The sequence below is a fragment of the Streptomyces sp. NPDC057543 genome, from assembly GCF_042801895.1.
GTDB lineage: Bacteria > Actinomycetota > Actinomycetes > Streptomycetales > Streptomycetaceae > Streptomyces.
Genome location: NZ_JBHVFF010000007.1, coordinates 39,212 through 60,017, shown reverse-complemented (window position 1 = coordinate 60,017; position 20,806 = coordinate 39,212). Strand labels below are relative to the sequence as shown.

Genomic DNA, 20,806 nt, shown 5'->3' with positions numbered 1-20,806 from the left:
TGGGGTGAACGGCCCGTCTTGGCGGCCCCAGTTCTACCGGGGCTCCGCTTCACGCGTCCGGTGTTCTTCCAGATCGGACCCACTGGCGACCACGACCGGACCGGTAACTTCATGACCATGACAGGCAGGCTCAGAACAGGTGTCGCCGTCGCGCAGCGTGCACTGTGCAGCGGCCGCCATCGGGCATCCGGGCGCCAGCGTCACCGACGGACCGGACTGGATACCGGCGCAGGCGGAGACCGAGAGGCTCTGCAGACCACGGCACAGTGAACCGCGGCCTGTTCGGCCAACGGGCTTCAGGCAGGGGCGACCGGCAGGACGTCCGGCGAGAGCGCGCCGGCACGAGCAGAAGCGCTCGTCATGCGGCGCCGATGGTGACGTCGGCACAGCACCTCGTAGCCGACCTCCGCAGCGAGGCCACCCACGTCACCGACAACGACCTGCTCGCCTTCCACCACCATCTCGCCGCCCACCGTGCGGGCGTTGTGCGTAGCACGCGCCCCGCACCAGCACATCGCCTCCACCTGGAGCGTCTCGATCCGGTCCGCCAGCTCGATCAGCCGCCGCGAGCCCGGGAAGAGCTTCGTGCGAAAGTCGGTGGTGATACCGAAGGCGAAGACGTCAAGATTCAGGTCGTCCACGACCCGCGCCAGCTGATCGATCTGCTCCGGCGCCAGGAACTGCGCCTCGTCCACGATCAAGTAGTCGACCTTGCCGCCGTGCGACACCCGGTCGACGACATGGGCATACAGATCCATCCCCGGCAGCGCCTCGACCGCGTCGGTCACCAGACCGAGCCGTGAAGAGAGCTTGCCCTCCCCCGCACGGTCATCCCGAGTGAAGATCAGACCCTGTAGCCCCCTCGCCGACCGGTTGTGCGCAAACTGTAGAGCCAGAGTGCTCTTTCCGCAGTCCATCGTTCCGGAGAAGAACACAAGCTCGGACATGAGGGGCTGAGCACCTTTCGGGCGGGGCGAAGCGCGGTGGTGAGGGAAAGCCGGCGAGGAAAACGCGGTTACGAGCGTACTTCGAGCAGTGGTACGAGCTGCTCGACGGGGGTCATCGAGCCGTGCATACCCACCATCGCGGACTCGTGCGGCTCATTGACCGAGGCGGTGATCACCACGTCGTCGTGGGCCGCGGCGACGACATCGCCGATCCTGCCGTGTACACGTTCGTCGATCTTCGGGCCGAACCAGCCGGCCGCGATCGCCTCGTCCCGGCTCGCCACCCAGAACTGCTCGCCGAGCACTTCCCGCCAGACGGTCAGCACATCGTTCTCGGCGCCCGGGACCGCGTACACATGCCGGGCCCGGCCCTCGCCACCGAGCAGGGCGACGCCCGCGCGCAGCTCCCAGTCCTCGTCGAAGTCGATCCGGGACTGCTCGTCGAAAGGGATGTCGATCATGCCGTGATCAGCGGTGATGTACAGCGCCGAGCGGGTCGGGAGCTGCTCGGCCAGGCGCCGGGCCAGGCCGTCCACATACATCAGCTGCCCGCGCCAGGCGTCGGAGTCGACACCGAAGCGGTGGCCCTTCCCGTCGACCTCGCTGTAGTACGTGTAGACGAGCGACCGGTCACCCGCGGCGAGCCGCTGGGCGGCGACGTCCATCCGCTCCTCGCCGGACAGCCGGCCGAGGAACGAGCCCCCGCTGAGCGCGACCTTGGTGAGCGGGGTCTGCTCGAAGGCGGGGGCGGAGACCTGGGCGGTGCGCACCCCCGCGGCGTCGGCGAGCGTGAAGACGGTGGGGTACGGCTGCCAGGCCTTCGGCGGCGTCCAGGGCTGCCAGCGCAGCTGGTTCATCAGCTCGCCGGTCTCCGGATTGCGTGCGGTGTAACCGGGAAGGCCGTGCTCCCCCGGCGGAAGTCCGGTACCGACCGAGGCAAGTGACGTCGCGGTGGTGGCCGGGAAGCCCGCCGTGATCGGGCGGCCGGTGCCGCCGCGCGAGGTGGGGAGCAGGGAGTGCAGAAACGGTGCCTCGTCCGGGTGGGCCTTGATCTGCTCCCAGCCGAGGCCGTCGATCAGGAACACGCAGTTCCGGTCGGCGGGGGTGAGTTCGGGGATCGCCGCAGTGAAGCCGGGCACGCCCTGTCCGGCGGCGAGCGTGGGCAGCAGATCGGCGAGCGAGCCGCTGCCGTACTCGGGAACGGGGGCGGTGTCGACGGGGAGCAGGACCGGGTCCATCCAGGCCGGCTGGGCCATCAGCGGCCGGACGCCGTGGTCGCGGCCGTGGCCTCGGAGAGGGACTGCGCGAAGACGAGGGTCTGGCGCACGGTGTCCGGGCCGTCACCGGCCTCGCTGACCCGCAGGCTCAGGTCGTCGGCCGTGGAACTGCCGGTGTAGCCGTGGTCGGCCTCGCAGTTGGGGTCGCCACAGGCGGCCGGCTCCAGGTCGATACGGGAGACCGCGCCCCAGCCGATGGTGAGGACGACCTCGCGGGGCAGCGTGCCCGGTACGTACTTCTCCGGGTTGGCGACGACGCGGCTGACCACGACCGACGAGATCCGGTCGAGCTTGACCGACTCCGTGGAGGTGGTGGCGTACGGCGTCGGGGAGCTGGTGTCCGCGTTCTGCTCGTCGGTGTGGCTGACGATGAAGCGGGTGTCGGTCAGGACCAGGACCGTGACGTGGCGGCGCACCTCGTTGGAGTCGAACGTGGTCTCCTGGTGCACCAGGTACGAAGCGACCGGCTCACCGCCCACGGCGGCCTCCACCGCCTCGGCCACGAGGGCCGGGTAGTAGCCACTGCGCTCGATCGCCGCGCGCAGCCCCTGGGTCGTCGTACCGGTCTTAGCCATGAGGACCATCCTACGGGGGGCGGATGACTGCCGGGGACGATGTTCGGCAGGGCGACCTGGGCCCGCGCGGAGGAAGGACCGGCGCCTTCGGGCTCGTCCGGCGGCCGGGGACGAAGCAGTGCCCTTCCGGTCGGTGGCCGGTCAGTAGTTGGGCAGGCGGCGGGGGCCGAGGTCGGTGCGGGCCGGCGGCGGCGAGAGCCGGACGCTCGCGCCGAGTACGGTCAGCCCCTGGGGGGCGACCACGACCGGTTCCAGGGCGATGGAGACCACCTCGGGGTGGTCGTCGACCAGCCGGGACACCCGCAGCAGCAGCTCTTCGAGCGCGGCGGTGTCCACGGGCGCCGCACCGCGCCAGCCGAACAGCACCGGGGCCGCCCGGATGGACCGGATCAGCTCCGCGGCGTCGCGGTCGGTGGCCGGAACCAGGCGGTGGGCGGTGTCGCCGAGGAGTTCGGAGGGCGCGCCCGCGAGCCCGAAGGAGAGGACGGCGCCCGCCGCCGGGTCGATCGTCGCCCGTACGACGGTGTCGACGCCGCGCGGTGCCATGGCCTGGACGACCGGCCGGAGTTCGGCGGGCTTGCCGAGCAGGTCGGTCAGTTCGCCGTAGGCCCGGCGCAGCGCGCTCTCGTTGGCGAGGTCCAGCCGGACACCGCCGAGGTCGGCGCGGTGGCGCAGATGGGGTGCGGTGGTCTTGAGCGCCACGGGATAGCCGAGCCGCGCCGCCGCGGCTACGGCGGCTTCGGAGTCGGGGGCCGGAAGCGTCGGTCGTACGGTGATGCCGTAGCGGCCCAGGAGTTCGCGCGCCTCGTCGTGTGCGAGCGGCCTGCCCCTCGGGTCGGGATCCGGGCCGAGCAGGGCGTCGATCAGGTCGGCCGCGCCCTGCTCGTCGATGGTGTCGTCGAGGAACTCGGGCACCTTGCCGGGCACGGCGGCTTGTCGTCGCCACTGCGCGTACCGCACCGCTTCGGCCAAGGCGCGCACAGCCCGCTCGGCGGCGGGGTAGGCGGGGATCCGGCCAGTACGGGGGCGGGAGCGGCGCGCGGGTTCGGGGTGGTCCTTGCTGTCCGTGCCCGTGGTTGCGGTGACCGCGCCGCTACCGGGGGCGGAAGCGGCGTGCGCCGGGGCGGAGCCGGTCGCTGAAGGGGTGTGCGCCGGGGCGGGGCCTGTCGTGGTGGCAGCGGCTCCGGCGCGCGGCGACGCCGCGGACGCGGAGGGCTGCTTCGAAGGGCGCGGCTGCGCGACCGTGCTGGTGGCCGCGGCGAGAGCCTCGGCCAGGCCGCCGATCTCCACGTGGACCACGGCCACCGGCTTGGCGGGACCGGCGGTCGCGGCCGCGTGCAGGGCGGTCGCCAGTACCTCTCCGTCGCCCGGTTCCGCCTCGCCGTCCTCGCCCACCCACGGGATCGCCGTCACGATCACGGAGTCGCAGCCCTCGTCGGCGAGGGCCTCGGCCAAGGCGTCCCGGAAGTCCTGCGGGGTCGCGGCGGTGGTGAGGTCGAGGGGCCGGCGCGGACGGAGCCCCTCGGCCAGGCAGGCGTCGTACGTGAGCAGGCCGAGCGACTCGGAGTTGCCGAGGATCGCGACCCGTGGGCCCGCGGGGAGCGGCTGGTCGGCGAGGAGGAGACCCGCGTCGACCATCTCCGTCACCGTGTCGACACGGATCACGCCCGCCTGCCGCATGAGCGCGGAGACCGTAGCGTCCGGGATCCGGCTGACCGGCACCGCGTGGCCGGGCGGGGTGGAACCGCTGTGCCGGGCGCCCTTCACGACGACCACGGGCTTCACGGCCGCGGTGCGCCGGGCAAGGCGGGTGAACTTGCGGGGATTGCCGAGCGATTCGAGGTACAGCAGGGCGACATCCGTGTCCGGGTCCTCGTACCAGTACTGCAGGAAGTCATTGCCCGAGATGTCGGCGCGGTTGCCCGCGGAGATGAAGGTGGAGAGGCCGGCGCCGCGCCGGTAGAGCCCGGAGAGCAGTGCGATGCCGATCGCTCCGGACTGGGTGAAGAGGCCGATGCGTCCGGGAGCGGGCGGCTCGGGGGCGAGGGAGGCGTTCAGCCGGACGGCCTCGGAGTTGTTGATGACGCCGAAGGCGTTCGGTCCGATGATCCGCATCCCGTACGAGCGGGCCTGGCGGACCAGTTCACGCTGCCGCTCCCTGCCCTCAGCACCCCATTCGGCATATCCGGCGGAGAGGACGACCAGCCCCTGGACACCGTGCTCGCCGCAGTCGGCGACGGCCTCGGGAACGCGGTCGGCGGGGACGGCGACGACCGCCAGGTCGACCGGTTCGTCGATCTCGCCGATCGAACGGTGGGCGGGGACCCCGTCGATCGTGCCCAGGTCGGCGGCGAAGGAGCGGTTCACGGCGTACGTACGACCGGTGAAACCGGCCCCGAGAACATTGCGCAGAACCGTGCGGCCGACCCCGCCGGGAGTGCGGCCGGCGCCGATGACGGCGACGGAACCGGGCGCGAGCAGCCGTTGTACGGAACGCGCCTCGGCCCGCTGCTCACGCGCGCGCTGGACGGCGAGGGACTCGGCGGTGGGTTCGAGGTCCAGGGTGAGGTGGACGGAGCCCTCTTCGAAGCTGCGCTGCTGGGTATATCCGGCATCCCGGAACACCTTGATCATCTTGGTGTTGGCGGGCAGCACCTCGGCCGCAAAGCGGCGGATGCCGCGCTCGCGGGCGACGGCGGCGATGTGTTCGAGGAGCGCCGAGGCCACGCCCCTGCCCTGGTGCGCGTCCTGGACGAGGAAGGCAACCTCGGCCTCGTCGGCGGGTGCGGAGGCGGGTCTGCCCCGCTCGTCGATCCGGTCGTAGCGGACGGTCGCGATGAACTCGCCGCCGACCGTGACCGCGAGCCCCACCCGGTCGACGTAGTCGTGATGAGTGAAGCGGTGCACGTCCCTGTCGGACAGACGGGGGTACGGAGCGAAGAAGCGGTAGTACTTCGACTCGTCGGAGACCTGCTCGTAGAAGCTGACCAGCCGTTCGGCGTCGTCCGTGGTGATGGGCCGGATCCGCGCGGTTCCGCCGTCGCGGAGGACCACGTCCGCTTCCCAGTGGTCGGGATACGCGTGATGCGGACTCTGCTGCGACGAGGGCTGCATGGGCAAAGACTACGGCTCCGTCAGCGGTCGCGTAGGTCCTGGGGCCGGGGCAGTCTGAGGGGGGCCGAGCGGCGCTGCAGCACGGGCTGCGGGCCTGCCGCGGGTCGGCCGGAGCATCGCGCACTGCGTGAGAGACTGGTCTAGACAACCATTGATTCCTGAAGGGCAGAACCATGGCTGAGCGCCGCGTCAACGTCGGATGGGCAGAGGGCCTGCACGCCCGCCCCGCTTCCATCTTCGTCCGTGCCGCCACGGCCTCCGGCGTCCCCGTGACGATCGCCAAGGCCGATGGCAATCCGGTGAACGCCGCCTCGATGCTCGCGGTGCTCGGTCTCGGCGCGCACGGCGGCGAGGAGATCGTGCTCGCATCCGAGGCCGACGATTCGGAAGCCGCCCTGGACCGTCTGGCGAAGCTGGTCGCCGAGGGGCTCGACGAGCTGCCGGAGACCGTCTGACCCTTTTCCCGCGAAATAGCCGCGCCCCCTTGACGGGGTCCGCGGCTCTTTCGATTTCCCGGGCGGAACTTCGTGAGAAATGAAGAGCGACGACAATTCGGACAGCCCGAAGGGCGCCGCACTGAATGACAACTCTTTGTATACGGCGTAATCATTAATGCCGGATGCCCGTGGTGTTTACGGAATGTTGCGAAGCCCTCACCGGGCCGGTGCTTGAGGCCGCGGGCCGGCGGTCCGGCCGGTCGACGCGGCGCAGCCGGTGCGCGGCCGCGGCCCGTTCGGCGTGCTGAGCGGTCAGCGCCCTGGCCCGTTCCGCGTCACCGCGCGCGACCGCGTCCACGACGGCTCCGTGCTCGGCCCAGGAATCCGCCGGGCGGGCCGGCTGTTCGACCGCGTACATCCAGGCGATCTTGTGCCGGAGCTGGGTGAGCAGCGCGATCAGGCCGGGACTGCCGGAGGCCTGCACCAACGTCTCGTGGAACCAGCCACCCAGCGGGCGCAGATCCTCCCCCTCGCCCCGCCTGGCCCGCTCCTGGCCGAGCCTGACCAGACCGCGCAGCACCTTGAGATGCGCCTCGGTGCGACGCTGCGCGGCGCGCGCGGCGGCCAGCGGCTCCAGCAGCATCCGGACCTCCAGCAGGTCGGCGGCTTCCTGCTGGGTGGGCTCGGCGACGCAGGCACCCGCGTGCCGCCGGGTGACCACGAAACCCTCGGACTCCAGGGTGCGCAGCGCTTCCCGTACCGGGACGCGGGAGACCCCGTATCGACGCGCCAGCAACTCCTCGGTGAGCCGTCCGCCGCGTTCGAAGACACCGGAGACGATGTCGTCACGGATTGCCGTGCACACCGAATGCGCGGGAATGCGCATGTCCGAACCTCCGCCTTAATCCCCGTGAAACGCGGCCGACCGACGCCTGTTCTGCGACTCTATTGCAATGAGGCCGAATTTCCGATGCCGGGCGGAAATTCATGAATATCTTTTGGCCACGGGGCGACTCGGCGGCCAGGTACTGCAGGTGGGCTCCACGGACAAACACGGAGGCCGGGCACGGAGGTCGGGCACGACGACGGCCGGGCACAGCGAAGGCCCCGGTGTGTGCCAGGGCCTTCGAAGAGGTGCTGCGGGTGTGACGGGTGGCGCCGGTCAGGCGTTGACGCCGTGGGCGCGCAGGTACGCGACGGGGTCCATGTCGGAGCCGTACGACGGCGTCGTCCGGGCCTCGAAGTGGAGGTGCGGGCCGGTGGAGTTGCCGGTCGAGCCGGAGAGGCCGATCTGCTGACCGGCGCCGACGCTCTGGCCGACGGAGACGCCGATCGAGGAGAGGTGGCCGTACTGCGTGTACGTCCCGTCCGTCATCCGGAGCACGATGTTGTTGCCGTACGCGCCGCCCCAGCCGGCCTCGACGACCGTACCGGCACCGACGGCGACGACGGAGCTGCCGGACGCGGCGTGGAAGTCGATGCCCGAGTGGCTGCCGGACGACCAGAGCGAGCCGCTGGACTTGTAGCCGGTGGTGACGTACGAACCGGCGACCGGGAGCTGGAAGACGCCCAGGCGGGTGCGCTCGGCGGATCGGGCGGCACGCGCCCTCTCCGCGCGCGCCTCGGCCTGCGCCTTCTTCTTGGCTTCGGCCCGCTTCTTGGCCTCGGCCTTTCGCTGGGCCTCCGCCTTCGCCTTCGCGGCGGCATCGGCCTGGTGCTGCTGTGCGGCGGCCTGGGCCGCTATCTGGTCGGCGAGAGCACTGTCGATGGCGATGACCTGGTTCAGGCCCGTCTCGCTGGCGGAGGTGACCCCGGTGTCCGCCGCGAGGGCCGGAGAGGCCGCTCCGCCGATGACGCCGGTGGTGGCCAGGGCCGCGACGCCGGCGATCTTCGCGCTCGTGCGCGTCAGTCGGCTCGGGGCACGATGCTTCCCGGTGGCACGGGTGAACGCCATGAAGTGGCTGGTCCTTTCCTTCCTTCTCGCCTACCGGGTTAGCTGACGGGTTCGGAGCAGGAAGGTCTCCTACGGATGTCCCGGCCCCGGGGAGGCTCAGGCATCCGATTCACCCCAGGGACTTCGTGGGTCCCCGGCTCCCCAGGCTCGCGCCTGACGGGGACTCGGCGATGACTGTCCGGTACGTCGCGGATGCGGCATACGAGTGACGGACAGCCCGGCCGACGCTAAGCGGGGTCACTTTCATTCACCAAACGGACAGGCCGTTTTGTAGCGCATCCCACAGGGCAGACAGGCAACCTCGCCGCCAGAACGGACAAAAAGGAAGACCCCGGCGAGATCTCGCTCACAGGGGTCTTCCTCTTGTCCCTTTATGTGGACACACGACGGGACTGTGGACCGGGTGACCGTTGGACGGTCAGAGGTGAACCGTCACAAGCGAACTGTCGCGGGCGATGGTTCTGCCGGCCTGCGAGGCCGCCTCCCGCGTCCGCGACAGGTACGCCTGTCAGCCGGCCACCACCGACACCTCTCCGATGTCCAGGGCCCGGACCGGCTCCTCGATCTGCGCCGCGTCACCGACGAGGACCGTGACCAGCCGGTCGCCCGGGAAGGCGTTGACCACTGCCGCAGTCGCCTCGACCGTGCCGGTCTCCGCGAGCCGGGCGTACAGGTGTGCCTGGTAGTCGTCCGGGAGGTGCTGCTCGACCTGGTCGGCGAGGGTGCCGGCGACGGAGGCCGCCGTCTCGAACTTCAGTGGTGCGACACCCACGAGGTTCTGCACGGCCGTCTCGCGCTCCTCATCGGTCAGCCCCTCGGCGGCCAGGGTCCGCAGGACCGTCCACAGGTCCTTCAGCGCCGGTCCGGTGGACTCCGTGTCGACGGATCCGCTGATGGCGAGCATCGCGGCACCGGTCGCCCCCGAGGCGGAATCCGGGGCCGACGACCGCAGCACCTGGGCGAAGGCCCGCACGCCGTACGTGTAGCCCTTCTCCTCGCGCAGCACTCGGTCCAGCCGGGACGTGAGCGTGCCGCCCAGGCAGTACGTGCCGAGCACCTGGGCCGGCCATACGCTGTCGTGCCGGTCGGGGCCGATCCGGCCGATCAGCAGCTGCGTCTGCACCGCGCCCGGACGGTCGACGATCACCACCCGGCCGCTGTCGTCGGCGGTGATCGGCGGGGCGGGACGGGGCTCGGCGGTGTCGCCCGACCAGTCGCCGAGGGTGTCGGCGAGCAGGGCGTCCAGGTCGATGCCGGTGAGGTCACCGACGACCACGACGGTTGCCGTGGACGGCCTGACATGGGCGTCGAAGAAGGCACGCACGGCCGACGAGTCGATCCGCTCCACCGTCTCCTCGGTGCCCTGGCGCGGGCGCGACATACGCGCCGCGGCCGGGAAGAGCTCCTTGGAGAGCTGCTTGGCAGCGCGCCGGGCCGGGTTGGCCTGCTCGTGCGGGATCTCGTCGAGCCGGTTGCGTACCAGCCGCTCCACCTCGCTGTCGGCGAAAGCGGGTGCCCGCAGCGCCTCGGCGACCAGCGCGAGCGCCTTGGCCAGCCGGGAGGCCGGGACCTCCAGGGAGACCCGGATGCCGGGGTGGTCGGCATGCGCGTCGAGAGTGGCGCCGCAGCGCTCCAGCTCGGCGGCGAACTCCTCGGCCGTGTGCTTGTCGGTACCCTCGGACAGGGCCCGCGCCATGATCGTGGCCACGCCGTCGAGGCCCTCGGGCTCGGCGTCCAGCGGGGCGTCGAGGAAGATCTCGACCGCCACGACCTGCTGGCCGGGGCGGTGGCAGCGCAGCACCGTGAGGCCGTTGGGCAGGGCGCCGCGTTCCGGTGCGGGGAAGGCCCACGGGCGGGCGACGCCAGGGGCCGGCTGCGGGTGGAACTGCATCGAAACTCCAGTCGCGGCAGCGTCAGTCACTTGTCCGCTCCTTCGTGCGCGTCGGTGTCGTCGGCTTCGGTCTCATCGGTGTCCGGTGATTCCGCGGGCTCCGCCGATTCGACCGGTTCGTAGACCAGCACCGCCCGGTTGTCGGGGCGCAACTGGGCCTTGGCGACCGCCTGGACCTCTTCGGCGGTGACATCGAGCACCCGCTGTACGGCGGTCAGGGCGAGCTGCGGGTCGTCGAACAGCACGGTGAACCGGCAGAGTTCGTCGGCGCGGCCCGCCACCGTACCGAGCCGGTCCAGCCACTCTCGTTCCAACTGGGCCTGCGCACGTTCCATTTCCTCGGGCGTGGGGCCCTCGGCGGCGAACCGGGCGAGCTCCTCGTCGACCGCGGCCTCGATCTGCGGCACCTCGACGCCGCCGGACGTCTTGACGTCCAGCCAGCCGAGGGAAGGCGCACCGGCCAGCCGCAGCAGCCCGAACCCGGCCGCCACGGCCGTACGGTCACGGCGGACCAGGCGGTTGTGCAGCCGCGACGACTCGCCTCCGCCGAGCACGGTGAGCGCGAGGTCCGCCGCGTCGCACTCGCGGGTGCCGTCGTGCGGCAGCCGGTAGGCGGCCATCAGCGCCCGTGCCGGGACCTCCTCGTGCACCTCTTCACGCAGCTGCTCGCCGATGATCTCGGGGAGCGTGCCGTCCCGGGGCGGCTGCTTGCCGTCGTGGGACGGGATGGAGCCGAAGTACTTCTCGATCCAGGCGAGCGTCTGCTCGGGGTCGATGTCTCCGACGACCGAGAGCACCGCGTTGTTGGGCGCGTAATACGTACGGAAGAAGGTGCGCGCGTCTTCCAGGGTCGCGGCATCCAGGTCCGCCATCGAGCCGATCGGCGTGTGGTGGTACGGGTGGCCCTCGGGGTAGGCCAGGGCCGTCAGCCTCTCGAACGCCGTGCCGTAGGGGACGTTGTCGTAGCGCTGGCGGCGCTCGTTCTTGACGACGTCGCGCTGGTTCTCCATGGACTCGTCGTCGAGCGCGGAGAGCAGCGAGCCCATCCGGTCCGCCTCGAGCCACAGGGCCAGCTCCAACTGGTGCGTGGGCATCGTCTCGAAGTAGTTGGTGCGCTCGAAGCTGGTGGTCCCGTTGAGCGAACCGCCGGCCCCCTGCACCAGCTCGAAGTGTCCGTTCCCCTTCACCTGGCCGGAGCCCTGGAACATCAGGTGCTCGAAGAGGTGAGCCAGACCGGTGCGTCCCTTGACCTCGTGGCGCGAGCCGACGTCGTACCAGAGGCAGACCGCGGCGACCGGGGTCAGATGGTCCTCGGAGAGCACCACGCGCAGGCCGTTGGCCAGACGGTGCTCGGTCGCTGTCAAGCCGCCGGAGCCGGCCTGGGCTGTGGCCGTGTGACCCATGGGCATGTACGTCCCTTCGATCGCGATAATGGAATTCCTGCGAGACCTGCCACTGTAAGCAAGCGCGCAGACACCTGGCGAAGTTCCCATACCGCGGAAGTTCGCGTGAAAGAGGGGCACGTCCCCCGCGGGACGGGGCGTGAAACCCCTCGGCAGGGGCCGGGAACGCCTCTTGGGACGGGTCGAGGTCGGCGATGTCAGTGCGGCGGTCCACAATGGTCGGCGTCAGAACCTGAGGTTGTCCGGACAGAATCCGTCAGAATCCGTGAAGGAGTCGCAGCAGCGATGGCCCGCCGCAGCACGAAGACCCCGCCGCCGTCGGACGATTTCGAGGAGAAGATCCTCGACATCGACGTCGTCGACGAAATGCAGGGCTCCTACCTCGAGTACGCGTACTCGGTGATCTACTCACGGGCCCTGCCGGACGCCCGCGACGGCATGAAGCCGGTGCACCGCCGCATCGTGTACCAGATGAACGAGATGGGCCTGCGCCCGGAGCGCGGCTATGTGAAGTGCGCCCGCGTGGTCGGCGAGGTCATGGGCAAGCTTCACCCGCACGGTGACGCGTCGATCTACGACGCCCTGGTGCGGATGGCACAGCCGTTCTCCATGCGGCTCCCCCTCGTCGACGGGCACGGCAACTTCGGCTCGCTCGGCAACGACGACCCGCCGGCCGCCATGCGGTACACCGAGTGCCGGATGGCCGACGCGACGTCACTGATGACGGAGTCGATCGACGAGGACACCGTCGCTTTCCAGTCGAATTACGACGGCCAGGAGCAGGAGCCGGTCGTCCTCCCCGCCGCCTATCCGAACCTCCTGGTCAATGGCACGACCGGGATCGCGGTCGGCATGGCGACCAATATGCCGCCGCACAACCTGGGCGAGGTCATCGCCGCCGCCCGCCATCTCATCAAGCATCCGGGCGCGGACCTGGAGACCCTGATGCGGTTCGTCCCGGGTCCCGACCTGCCGACCGGTGGCCGGATCGTGGGCCTCGGCGGCATCAAGGACGCCTACGCGGCCGGCCGCGGAACGTTCAAGATCCGCGCCACTGTCGCCGTGGAGAACGTCACGGCACGCCGCAAGGGTCTGGTCGTCACCGAACTGCCCTTCAGTGTCGGCCCGGAGAAGGTGATCGCCAAGATCAAGGACCTGGTCTCGGCGAAGAAGCTCCAGGGCATCGCGGACGTCAAGGACCTCACCGACCGTTCGCACGGACTGCGCCTGGTCATCGAGGTGAAGAACGGCTTCGTTCCGGAGGCCGTGCTGGAGCAGCTCTACAAGCTGACGCCGATGGAGGAGTCCTTCGGCATCAACAATGTGGCGCTGGTCGACGGTCAGCCGCTCACCCTGGGTCTCAAGGAGCTGCTGGAGGTCTATCTCGACCACCGCTTCGAGGTCGTACGCCGGCGCAGCGAGTTCCGCCGGACCAAGCGCCGCAACCGGCTGCACCTGGTCGAGGGGCTCCTCGTCGCGCTGATCGACATCGACGAGGTCATCCGGCTCATCCGGTCCAGCGACAACTCGGCGCAGGCGAAGGAGCGGCTCATCGAGCACTTCTCGCTGAGCGAGACCCAGACGCAGTACATCCTGGAGACCCCGCTGCGCCGGCTGACCCGGTTCGACCGGATCGAGCTGGAGAGCGAGCGGGACCGGCTCAACGCCGAGATCGACGAGCTGACCGCCATCCTCGAATCGGACACCGAGCTGCGCAAGCTCGTCTCCTCCGAACTGGCCGCGGTCGCCAAGAAGTTCGGTACCGACCGGCGCACGGTGCTGCTGGAGTCGGCCGGTTCGCAGGTCGCCTCGGTGCCGCTGGAGGTCGCGGACGACCCGTGCCGGGTGCTGCTGTCGTCGACCGGCCTGCTGGCCCGTACCGCCAATGACGATCCGATCGTCTTCGCCGAGGACGCGAAGCGTGCGAAGCACGATGTGATCGTGTCGGCCGTACCGGCGACGGCCCGTGGCGACGTGGGTGTGGTGACGTCGACGGGGCGGCTGTTGCGGCTCGCGGTGATCGATCTTCCCCAGCTGCCGGACACCCACGCAGCACCCAATCTGTCGGGCGGGGCGATGGTTTCGGAGTTCCTCACGTTGGAGAGTGACGAGGAGGTCATCTGCCTCACCACGCTCGACGAGGCCTCGCCCGGCCTGGCGATCGGCACCCTGCAGGGCGTCGTCAAGCGAGTGGTGCCGGACTATCCGGCCAACAAGGACGAGCTGGAGGTCATCACCCTCAAGGACGGTGACCGCATCGTCGGCGCGGCCGAACTGCGCACGGGCGAGGAAGACCTGGTCTTCATCACGTCCGACGCGCAGTTGCTGCGCTACCCGGCGGCGCAGGTACGGCCGCAGGGGAGGCCCGCGGGAGGCATGACGGGCATCAAGCTCGCGGCGGACGCCGAGGTGATCTCGTTCACCGCGGTGGATCCGGCGGTGGACGCGGTGGTGTTCACGGTGGCGGGCTCGCACGGCACGCTGGACGACTCGGTGCTGACGTGCAAGCTCACCCCGTTCGACCAGTATCCGCGCAAGGGCCGGGCCACCGGCGGGGTGCGCTGTCAGCGGTTCCTCAAGGGCGAGGACGTTCTGGTGTTCGGCTGGGCGGGCGCGACGCCTGCCCGGGCCGCGCAGAAGAACGGCACGCCGGCCGAGCTGCCGGAGGTGGACCCGAGGCGCGACGGTTCGGGGACGCCGCTGGCCAAGCCGGTCGCGGTGGTCGCCGGCCCCGTCTAGTCGCCCCCCGCCGGGCAGCGGTGCTGGAAGCCGACCGGGCCGACGGAGCCCGCCGCTATGCGTCGTCGTCGGGCTGTTGTACGTACCGCAGGACGCCCCACATGCTTCGCTCATGTGCGGCGTCCTGCGTCGTGTCCGGTGCCGGAGCGGTGGCCTCGCGGCAGTCGGCCAGCTCCTTGCCCAGCTGCTCCGGGTCGATGCCCGAGCCGATCAGCACCAGCTGGGTGAGTCGCGGTTCGTCGCGCGCCCACGGCCGCGGGTCGAACCGCAGGAATCTGCCGACCGCATGCAGGACGTATTTGTTGCCGCGGTCGCCCGCGCCGAAGTCGACGAACCCTTTGATCCGGTAGAGGCCCTGCGGCCGGGAGTCGAGAAACTCCATCAATCGGCGGGGATTCACCGGTACGTCCGAGGTGAAGGAGACGCTCTCGTACGCGGCATGCAGATGGTGCTGGTGCCCGGCGTAGGCCTCTTCCTCGGCCCGCTCCGCCAGGAGCAGATCCTCGAAGGTGAGCTGGCGCGCCCTCTCCTCACCGTCCGGCCGCAGCGCCGGGTCGAAGAGCAGCTCGGGGTCGATGCGCCCGTATGCGGCGCAGATGACGGCGGCCGCGTTGCCGCCCGCCGCCGCGCCGCCCGCCGCCGCGCCGCCGGTCGCGGCGATGACGTCCCGGATTCGGGCCTGTTCCTCGCTTCCGACCCGGTCGGTCTTGTTCAGCACGACCAGATCGGCGACGCCGAGATGGCGGTCGATCTCCGGATGGCGAATTCGGGTGGCGTCGAACTCGGCGGCGTCGACGATCTCCACCAGGCCCCCGTACACGATGTGCGGATTGTCGCTGGCCAGGAGCATGCGCACCAGCTCCTGCGGCTCCGCCAGTCCACTGGCCTCGATGACGATCACATCGAGGCGGGCGGCGGACCGGGTCAGCGTCTCCAGGAAGGTGTCGAGCTCGCTCGCGTCGACTGCGCAGCACAGGCATCCGTTGCCCAGCGAGACCGTCGAGCCGACCTGCCCCGAGACCGTCATGGCGTCGATCTCGACGGAGCCGAAGTCGTTGACGATCACGCCGATCCGGTTTCCCGCACGGTTACGGAGGAGGTGGTTGAGCAGTGTCGTTTTGCCTGATCCCAGGAACCCCGCAAGGACGATGACCGGGATCTGCTGCTTGCGGGGCGGGGACGACGGGTTCAACGGGGACCTTCCTCGGTGGACGTCAGGGCGCCGGGACCGGCTGCGGCGGGGGCGGACCGACGTAACGGGCCGCCGGGCGGATGATCTTCGAGTCCGCCGCCTGCTCAAGGATATTGGCGCTCCAGCCGACCACCCGCGCCGCGCAGAACGTCGGAGTGAACATCTCGCGCGGCAGCCCGCACAGCTCCATGACGACTCCGGCGTAGAACTCGACGTTGGTGTGCAGCTCACGGCCCGGCTTGAGCTCGGCGAGAATCGCCTCGACCTGACTTTCGACCTCGACGGCGAAGTCGACGAGCGGGCCGCCGAAGCCCTGGGCGATGCCCCGCAGCATGCGTGAGCGGGGGTCCTCGGTGCGGTAGACGGGGTGTCCGAAGCCCATGATCCTCTCGCCCGCGAGCACCCGTTCGCGTATCCAGCCGTCGATGCGGTCGGGCGTGCCGATGGCATCCAGGGTGTCGAGGGCGCGGCTGGGCGCGCCGCCGTGCAGCGGTCCGGAGAGTGCACCGACGGCCGCAACCAGACAGGCCGCGACATCGGCGCCGGTCGAGGCGACGACCCGGCTGGTGAAGGTCGACGCGTTGAAGCCGTGGTCGATGGTGGAGATCAGGTACTGCTCCACGGCCCTGCCCCGTGCGGTGTCCGGTACCGAACCAGTGAGCATGTACAGGTAGTTGGCCGCGTGGGGCAGATCGTCGCGCGGCTCGACCGGTTCGAGTCCCTGGCCGAGGCGGTGCAGGGCGGCGAGCACGGTGGGGACGGCAGCGCAGGCGGCCAGGGCGTCGCTCCGGCGCCGGTCGGCATCGATGTCGTACACCGGCCGGAAGCCGGCCGAGGCGCCGAGGAGCGAGAGGGCGGTGCGCAGTCCGGCCAGGGGCCCGGAAACGGATCCCGCGCGGGCTATGGCCGGCAGCGCCGCACGGACTTCCGCGGGCAGCCGACGCAGTGCGGCGGTGCGGGCGCCGAATTCGGCACGGGCCGCGGAATCGGGCAGTGTGCCCTCGGACATCAGGTACCAGACGTCCTCGAAGCTGCGGGTCCGTGCGAGGTCGATCGCCGAGTACTGCCGGTAGTGATAGAAGCCCTCGCGCCCGCGGACATCGCCGAGGGTCGTGTCGGTGACGACGACGCCCGCGAGCCCTCGGGGTACATCGAGCGGGGTTCGGGTTCCGCTGTTCATGGTCGGCACCGTCAGCACCTCTTTCCTCCGTGAGCGTCTCGAAGGCGCGTCGAAGCCGCCTCGATATCTGCTCATCAATATTGATTCGACCATCTATGATTGACTCCGATGTGTCAACGTTGATTGAATCAATATGGATACGGTTGGCGGCATGAAGGATCAAGCAGCATCCGGTGGCGGCACCGGTGCAACGGCCGCGCAGCGGCTCAGCACCAGGGAGACGGCCGAACGGCTCGGAGTGAAGCCCGAGACGGTGTACGCCTACGTCAGCCGGGGCCAGCTGAGCAGCAGGCGCGCTCCCGGGGGACGTGGCAGCACATTCGACGCGGCGGAGGTCGATGCGCTGGCCCGGCGCACCGGGCGCCGGGACCCCTCCCCCACCGCCGATCCGGTCTTCCGTACGAGCATCACGCTGATCGAGAGTGACCGGTACTACTTCCGTGGCGTCGACGCGACCGAACTGGCCAAGCGGTACACCTACGAGGAGGTTGCCGAATGGCTCTGGACCGGCGGCCTGCGGCCTGGCATCCGCTTCACCGCACCTGATGAGGCGCTGGCCGCGGCACGCCGGGCGGTCGACGCGCTGCCCGTGCACGCCGGCTCCACGGACCGGCTGCGGGTGGCCGTGATCGCCGCGGCGACCGTCGATCCGCTGCGCTTCGATCTGTCGCGCGAGGCGGTGCTCGCCAGCGCGCGGACCCTGATTCCGACCCTGGTCGAAGCGCTGCCCCTGACCGGCGGCACATCGTCGACGGGCGACGTGGCTGACGTAAGCGGGGCCGGGCTGGCCCGGCGACTATGGCCGAAGCTCACCGCCCAACCCGCCGACGAGCCGTCAATCGACGCGCTGGACACCGCCCTCGCCCTCCTGATCGACCACGATCTCGCGGCGTCGACACTGGCCGCCAGGGTCGCCGCGTCCGCCCACGCCCATCCGTACGCAGTGGTCTCCGCAGGCCTCGGAGTCCTGGAGGGCCCCTTGCACGGGGCAGCGAGCGGTCTGGCACACCGGATGCTGACCGAGGTCCTGGAGCGGGGCAGCGCGGTCCCGGTGATCGCGGACCATCTTCGTACCGGGCGCAGGGTGCCGGGGCTCGGCCATCGCCTCTACGTCGCCGAGGACCCTCGGGCGCGGACGCTGTTCGACCTCCTCGTTGACATTCCGCAGGCGGCTCCGGCGCTTGCCGCGGCCCGCGACGTCGTCACCACGACCGCCCGCCACGCGCCCTTGCACGCCAATGTCGACCTGGCGCTCGCCGTGCTCTCCGTCTCCTCCGGCATGGCCGCGGAGGCGGGCGAGACGGTGTTCGCGGTGTCGCGCACGGCCGGCTGGATCGCGCATGCGTTGGAGGAATACGGGGAAAGGCCGCTGCGCATGCGTCCCACCGGCCAGTACGGAGGCCCCCGGCCCCCTCAGCCGCTACCGACCGTCACGGGAGAACCACTGCGATAGAAGGTCCGCACGGCGCAAGATGGCGACGGTCCTCCGGAAGCGTCGCGTGGCGGCCGGGCCGAGGAGCCCCGCATCACCGGCTCAGGCTCGAAGAACCGCTCGTCGGACGGCAGATCGCGTTCCGCGACTCGGTGAGAACGAGGAGAGTCCCGGGGAGCGGAGGAGAATCACGGAGCAGAGGGGAATCACACAGAGAAATTGCAGAGGGAATTTCGGAAAGCACCGGAATGCCCTCTACCGTTCATACGATGAGTGCCCCACTGCCCGCCGTCAGAAGAGCGCGCCGGCTCGGCTGGCCGCAGCGGGTCTTCTCCCAGGTCCTGCTGATGCAGCTGGCCATAGCCACCGGCGTCACCGTACTCGCCACCGGCCTCTTCCTTGCGCCCCTCAGCGCCCAGCTGGACGACCAGGCGATGCGTCGCGCACTGGCCATCGCGCAGAGCACTGCGGCCCAGCCGCAGATCGCCGAGGCGCTGCTCGCCACGGCTCCGGCCCCCACCGGTCCCGTGCAGTCCGCGGCCGAGCGGATCAGACGCGCCACCGGCGCCGAGTACGTCGTCGTCATGGACCGGCGCGGGGTGCGCTGGTCGCACACCGACACCGACCAGATAGGCAAGGTCGTCTCCACCGACCCGAGCGACGCACTCGCGGGTCGGAACGTCATGGAGATCGACAGCGGCACGCTCGGCCGCTCGGCCCGCGGAAAAGTACCGCTGCGCGACGAGGCGAACCGGATCGTCGGCGCGGTTTCGGTCGGTATCGCCTACGACAGTGTCCACGCCCGGCTGCTCGCGGCGATCCCCGGACTGCTCGCGTACGCGGGCGGGGCGCTCGCCGTCGGGGCGCTCGCCGCCTACCTGATCTCCCGACGCCTTCAGCGGCAGACCCATGACCTCGCCTTCTCCGACATCTCCGCGCTGCTCACGGAGCGCGAGGCAATGCTGCACAGCATCCGGGAAGGGGTCGTAGCACTCGACGGTCACGGCCGCATCCGACTCGTGAACGACGAGGCTCAGCGGCTGCTCGGGCTCGGCCCCGATGCCGCGGGCCGCCCGCTCGACACCGTCCTCGGCGAGGGGCGTACCGCCGATGTGCTGGCCGGCCGGGTGGTCGGCGACGATCTGCTGACGGTGCAGGGCACCCGGGTCCTGCTCGCAAACCGGATGCCGACCGACGACGGCGGCGCCGTCGCCACCCTCCGCGACCGCACCGAACTCGAACATCTCGGCCGCGAACTCGACTCCACCCGTGGCCTGATCGACGCACTGCGGGCCCAGGACCACGAGCACGCCAACCGACTGCACACCCTCCTGGGGCTGCTGGAGTTGGACATGCACGAGGACGCCATGGAGTACGTCACCGAGGTCGTCGGCGTCCACCGGGCGACGGCCGAGCAGGTCACCGAGAAGGTGCGTGACCCGTTGCTGGCCGCGCTCCTGGTCGGCAAGGCCACGGTCGCTGCCGAGCGCGGCGTCGCCCTGCACGTGGCGCCCGGGACCCTGCTGCCGGACCGGCTCGTGGACCCTCGCGGGCTGGTCACCGTCGTCGGCAATCTCGTGGACAACGCACTGGACGCGGCGGCCGGAACGGACGGCGCCCGGGCCGAGGTGGGCCTCCACGTCGAGGGCCGCACGGTGGTGCTGCGGGTCCGTGACAGCGGCCCGGGGGTTCCGGCCGCGCAACGCGCGGCCATCTTCACGGAGGGCTGGTCGACGAAGGAACTCCCGGCCCACGGCAGGCGCGGCCTGGGACTCGCACTGGTGCGGCGGCTTGCGGAACGGCAGGGTGGCAGCGTGACGGTCGACGGGCCCACAGACGGCGGCGCCGAATTCACCGTCGTACTGCCGGAGGCCCTCGCCGATCCCGAGATGACGGAACTGGAATCGACCGAACCGGAATCGACTGAACCGAACACCGGCATCGCGGGAGAAACTCAGTGATCGAGGTCTTGGTCGTGGACGACGACATCCGGGTCGCGAAGGTCAATGCGGCCTATGTCTCCAGGGCGCCGGGGTTCCGGGTGACCGCCCTGGCGCACTCCGCCGCCGAAGCCCTCGCGATGATCGAGGCACAGCGTGTGGACTTGGTCCTGCTGGACCACTACATGCCCGGCCGCAACGGCCTGTCGATGGTGCGGGAACTGCGCAGGCTTGGTCACCACACCGATGTGATCATGGTAACGGCGGCACGCGACGTCGCCACCGTCCAGGAGGCCATGCGACACGGCGCGCTTCAGTACCTGGTGAAGCCCTTCACCTACGCCGGGCTGCGCACCAAGCTCGCGGCGTATGCGGCGCTGCGCCGCACCCTCGAACGCGGCGGAGAGGCCGAGCAGGGTGAAGTCGACCGGCTCTTCGGTGCCCTGTGGGCGGTGGGCGAACCCGACCTGCCCAAGGGGCACTCACCGACCACGGCGGAACTGGTCCGCCAAGCGCTCCGCAGCGCCGAAGAGCCGCTCTCCGCGCAGGAGATCGCGGAGAGCGCCGGGATGAGCCGACAGACCGCCCAACGCTATCTGAAGCTGCTGGAAAGGACCGGCAGAGTGCGACTGACGCTGCGGTACGGCGAGACGGGCCGCCCCGAACACCGCTATACCTGGTCCACCGGCGGTCAGGCCTGAATGCCCCGCCCGGTACGGCGCGGG

The 20,806-nt window shown here is 70.5% G+C and carries 15 protein-coding genes and 1 riboswitch; of the genes, 5 read left to right on the top strand and 10 right to left on the bottom strand.

The window, feature by feature from the left end:
• Nucleotides 1-296: 296 nt before the first annotated feature.
• The 4 genes from ACFU8Q_RS02765 to ACFU8Q_RS02750 all read right to left on the bottom strand — a co-directional run bounded on the left by ACFU8Q_RS02765 (nucleotide 297) and on the right by ACFU8Q_RS02750 (nucleotide 5,913).
• On the bottom strand, nucleotides 297-947 hold the full coding sequence (locus ACFU8Q_RS02765; protein WP_384446997.1) for a thymidine kinase: 651 nt from the start codon (nucleotides 945-947) through the stop codon (nucleotides 297-299).
• 68 nt (nucleotides 948-1,015) lie between these two features.
• Complete coding sequence (locus ACFU8Q_RS02760) at nucleotides 1,016-2,203, bottom strand: alkaline phosphatase family protein (protein WP_384446995.1); 1,188 nt, start codon at nucleotides 2,201-2,203, stop codon at nucleotides 1,016-1,018.
• Nucleotides 2,203-2,799: a DUF5998 family protein gene (locus tag ACFU8Q_RS02755; RefSeq protein WP_384446993.1), complete on the bottom strand. Its 597-nt coding sequence runs from the start codon at nucleotides 2,797-2,799 to the stop codon at nucleotides 2,203-2,205. Before ACFU8Q_RS02755 ends, ACFU8Q_RS02760 begins: the two co-directional genes overlap by 1 nt.
• 141 nt (nucleotides 2,800-2,940) lie before the next feature.
• Nucleotides 2,941-5,913, bottom strand: a complete 2,973-nt coding sequence (locus ACFU8Q_RS02750) for a GNAT family N-acetyltransferase (RefSeq protein WP_384446991.1) — start codon at nucleotides 5,911-5,913, stop codon at nucleotides 2,941-2,943.
• A 173-nt stretch (nucleotides 5,914-6,086) separates the two neighbouring features.
• On the opposite strand from ACFU8Q_RS02750, the gene ACFU8Q_RS02745 reads away from it, so the two are divergent.
• On the top strand, nucleotides 6,087-6,368 hold the full coding sequence (locus tag ACFU8Q_RS02745; RefSeq protein ID WP_266749172.1) for an HPr family phosphocarrier protein: 282 nt from the start codon (nucleotides 6,087-6,089) through the stop codon (nucleotides 6,366-6,368).
• A 154-nt stretch (nucleotides 6,369-6,522) separates the two neighbouring features.
• Here ACFU8Q_RS02745 and ACFU8Q_RS02740 read toward each other — a convergent pair whose 3' ends face one another.
• From ACFU8Q_RS02740 to ACFU8Q_RS02725, 4 genes are all read right to left on the bottom strand, one after another.
• Nucleotides 6,523-7,236: a GntR family transcriptional regulator gene (locus ACFU8Q_RS02740; protein ID WP_384446990.1), complete on the bottom strand. Its 714-nt coding sequence runs from the start codon at nucleotides 7,234-7,236 to the stop codon at nucleotides 6,523-6,525.
• Between the two features lie 276 nt (nucleotides 7,237-7,512).
• The gene (locus ACFU8Q_RS02735; RefSeq protein WP_384446988.1) at nucleotides 7,513-8,304 is read right to left on the bottom strand and encodes a M23 family metallopeptidase; all 792 of its coding nucleotides are present in this window, start codon (nucleotides 8,302-8,304) and stop codon (nucleotides 7,513-7,515) included.
• 12 nt (nucleotides 8,305-8,316) lie between these two features.
• A riboswitch (cyclic di-AMP (ydaO/yuaA leader) is annotated at nucleotides 8,317-8,484 on the bottom strand.
• Nucleotides 8,485-8,812: 328 nt separating this feature from the next.
• Nucleotides 8,813-10,195, bottom strand: coding sequence for a M16 family metallopeptidase (locus ACFU8Q_RS02730; RefSeq protein WP_384447021.1), 1,383 nt, complete (start codon nucleotides 10,193-10,195; stop codon nucleotides 8,813-8,815).
• A 26-nt stretch (nucleotides 10,196-10,221) separates the two neighbouring features.
• Nucleotides 10,222-11,604, bottom strand: coding sequence for a M16 family metallopeptidase (locus ACFU8Q_RS02725; RefSeq protein WP_384446987.1), 1,383 nt, complete (start codon nucleotides 11,602-11,604; stop codon nucleotides 10,222-10,224).
• Between the two features lie 279 nt (nucleotides 11,605-11,883).
• On the opposite strand from ACFU8Q_RS02725, the gene ACFU8Q_RS02720 reads away from it, so the two are divergent.
• The gene (locus ACFU8Q_RS02720) at nucleotides 11,884-14,337 is read left to right on the top strand and encodes a DNA topoisomerase (ATP-hydrolyzing) subunit A (protein WP_384446985.1); all 2,454 of its coding nucleotides are present in this window, start codon (nucleotides 11,884-11,886) and stop codon (nucleotides 14,335-14,337) included.
• 55 nt (nucleotides 14,338-14,392) lie between these two features.
• Here ACFU8Q_RS02720 and ACFU8Q_RS02715 read toward each other — a convergent pair whose 3' ends face one another.
• Together ACFU8Q_RS02715 and ACFU8Q_RS02710 are read right to left on the bottom strand one after the other, a co-directional pair.
• Nucleotides 14,393-15,529 carry a CobW family GTP-binding protein gene (locus ACFU8Q_RS02715; protein WP_384446983.1) on the bottom strand — a complete coding sequence of 379 codons (1,137 nt, stop codon included), beginning with the start codon at nucleotides 15,527-15,529 and terminating at the stop codon, nucleotides 14,393-14,395.
• Nucleotides 15,530-15,551: 22 nt separating this feature from the next.
• On the bottom strand, nucleotides 15,552-16,709 hold the full coding sequence (locus ACFU8Q_RS02710; protein ID WP_384446981.1) for a citrate synthase/methylcitrate synthase: 1,158 nt from the start codon (nucleotides 16,707-16,709) through the stop codon (nucleotides 15,552-15,554).
• 151 nt (nucleotides 16,710-16,860) lie between these two features.
• On the opposite strand from ACFU8Q_RS02710, the gene ACFU8Q_RS02705 reads away from it, so the two are divergent.
• The 3 genes from ACFU8Q_RS02705 (at nucleotide 16,861) to ACFU8Q_RS02695 (ending at nucleotide 20,782) form a co-directional block, all read left to right on the top strand.
• Complete coding sequence (locus tag ACFU8Q_RS02705) at nucleotides 16,861-18,162, top strand: citrate/2-methylcitrate synthase (RefSeq protein WP_384446979.1); 1,302 nt, start codon at nucleotides 16,861-16,863, stop codon at nucleotides 18,160-18,162.
• 248 nt (nucleotides 18,163-18,410) lie between these two features.
• A complete protein-coding gene (locus tag ACFU8Q_RS02700; RefSeq protein ID WP_384446978.1) occupies nucleotides 18,411-20,102 on the top strand; it encodes an ATP-binding protein in 1,692 nt (563 codons plus the stop codon).
• On the top strand, nucleotides 20,099-20,782 hold the full coding sequence (locus ACFU8Q_RS02695; RefSeq protein WP_384446976.1) for a response regulator: 684 nt from the start codon (nucleotides 20,099-20,101) through the stop codon (nucleotides 20,780-20,782). Before ACFU8Q_RS02700 ends, ACFU8Q_RS02695 begins: the two co-directional genes overlap by 4 nt.
• Nucleotides 20,783-20,806: the final 24 nt, after the last annotated feature.

What these genes read in the sequence shown, in the direction of transcription:
- ACFU8Q_RS02765 (WP_384446997.1), bottom strand. Translation starts at nt 947, where the DNA reads ATGTCCGAGCTTGTGTTCTTCTCCGGAACGATGGACTGCGGAAAGAGC.
- ACFU8Q_RS02760 (WP_384446995.1), bottom strand. Translation starts at nt 2,203, where the DNA reads ATGGCCCAGCCGGCCTGGATGGACCCGGTCCTGCTCCCCGTCGACACC.
- ACFU8Q_RS02755 (WP_384446993.1), bottom strand. Translation starts at nt 2,799, where the DNA reads ATGGCTAAGACCGGTACGACGACCCAGGGGCTGCGCGCGGCGATCGAG.
- ACFU8Q_RS02750 (WP_384446991.1), bottom strand. Translation starts at nt 5,913, where the DNA reads ATGCAGCCCTCGTCGCAGCAGAGTCCGCATCACGCGTATCCCGACCAC.
- ACFU8Q_RS02745 (WP_266749172.1), top strand. Translation starts at nt 6,087, where the DNA reads ATGGCTGAGCGCCGCGTCAACGTCGGATGGGCAGAGGGCCTGCACGCC.
- ACFU8Q_RS02740 (WP_384446990.1), bottom strand. Translation starts at nt 7,236, where the DNA reads ATGCGCATTCCCGCGCATTCGGTGTGCACGGCAATCCGTGACGACATC.
- ACFU8Q_RS02735 (WP_384446988.1), bottom strand. Translation starts at nt 8,304, where the DNA reads ATGGCGTTCACCCGTGCCACCGGGAAGCATCGTGCCCCGAGCCGACTG.
- ACFU8Q_RS02730 (WP_384447021.1), bottom strand. Translation starts at nt 10,195, where the DNA reads ATGCAGTTCCACCCGCAGCCGGCCCCTGGCGTCGCCCGCCCGTGGGCC.
- ACFU8Q_RS02725 (WP_384446987.1), bottom strand. Translation starts at nt 11,604, where the DNA reads ATGCCCATGGGTCACACGGCCACAGCCCAGGCCGGCTCCGGCGGCTTG.
- ACFU8Q_RS02720 (WP_384446985.1), top strand. Translation starts at nt 11,884, where the DNA reads ATGGCCCGCCGCAGCACGAAGACCCCGCCGCCGTCGGACGATTTCGAG.
- ACFU8Q_RS02710 (WP_384446981.1), bottom strand. Translation starts at nt 16,709, where the DNA reads ATGAACAGCGGAACCCGAACCCCGCTCGATGTACCCCGAGGGCTCGCG.
- ACFU8Q_RS02705 (WP_384446979.1), top strand. Translation starts at nt 16,861, where the DNA reads ATGAAGGATCAAGCAGCATCCGGTGGCGGCACCGGTGCAACGGCCGCG.
- ACFU8Q_RS02700 (WP_384446978.1), top strand. Translation starts at nt 18,411, where the DNA reads ATGAGTGCCCCACTGCCCGCCGTCAGAAGAGCGCGCCGGCTCGGCTGG.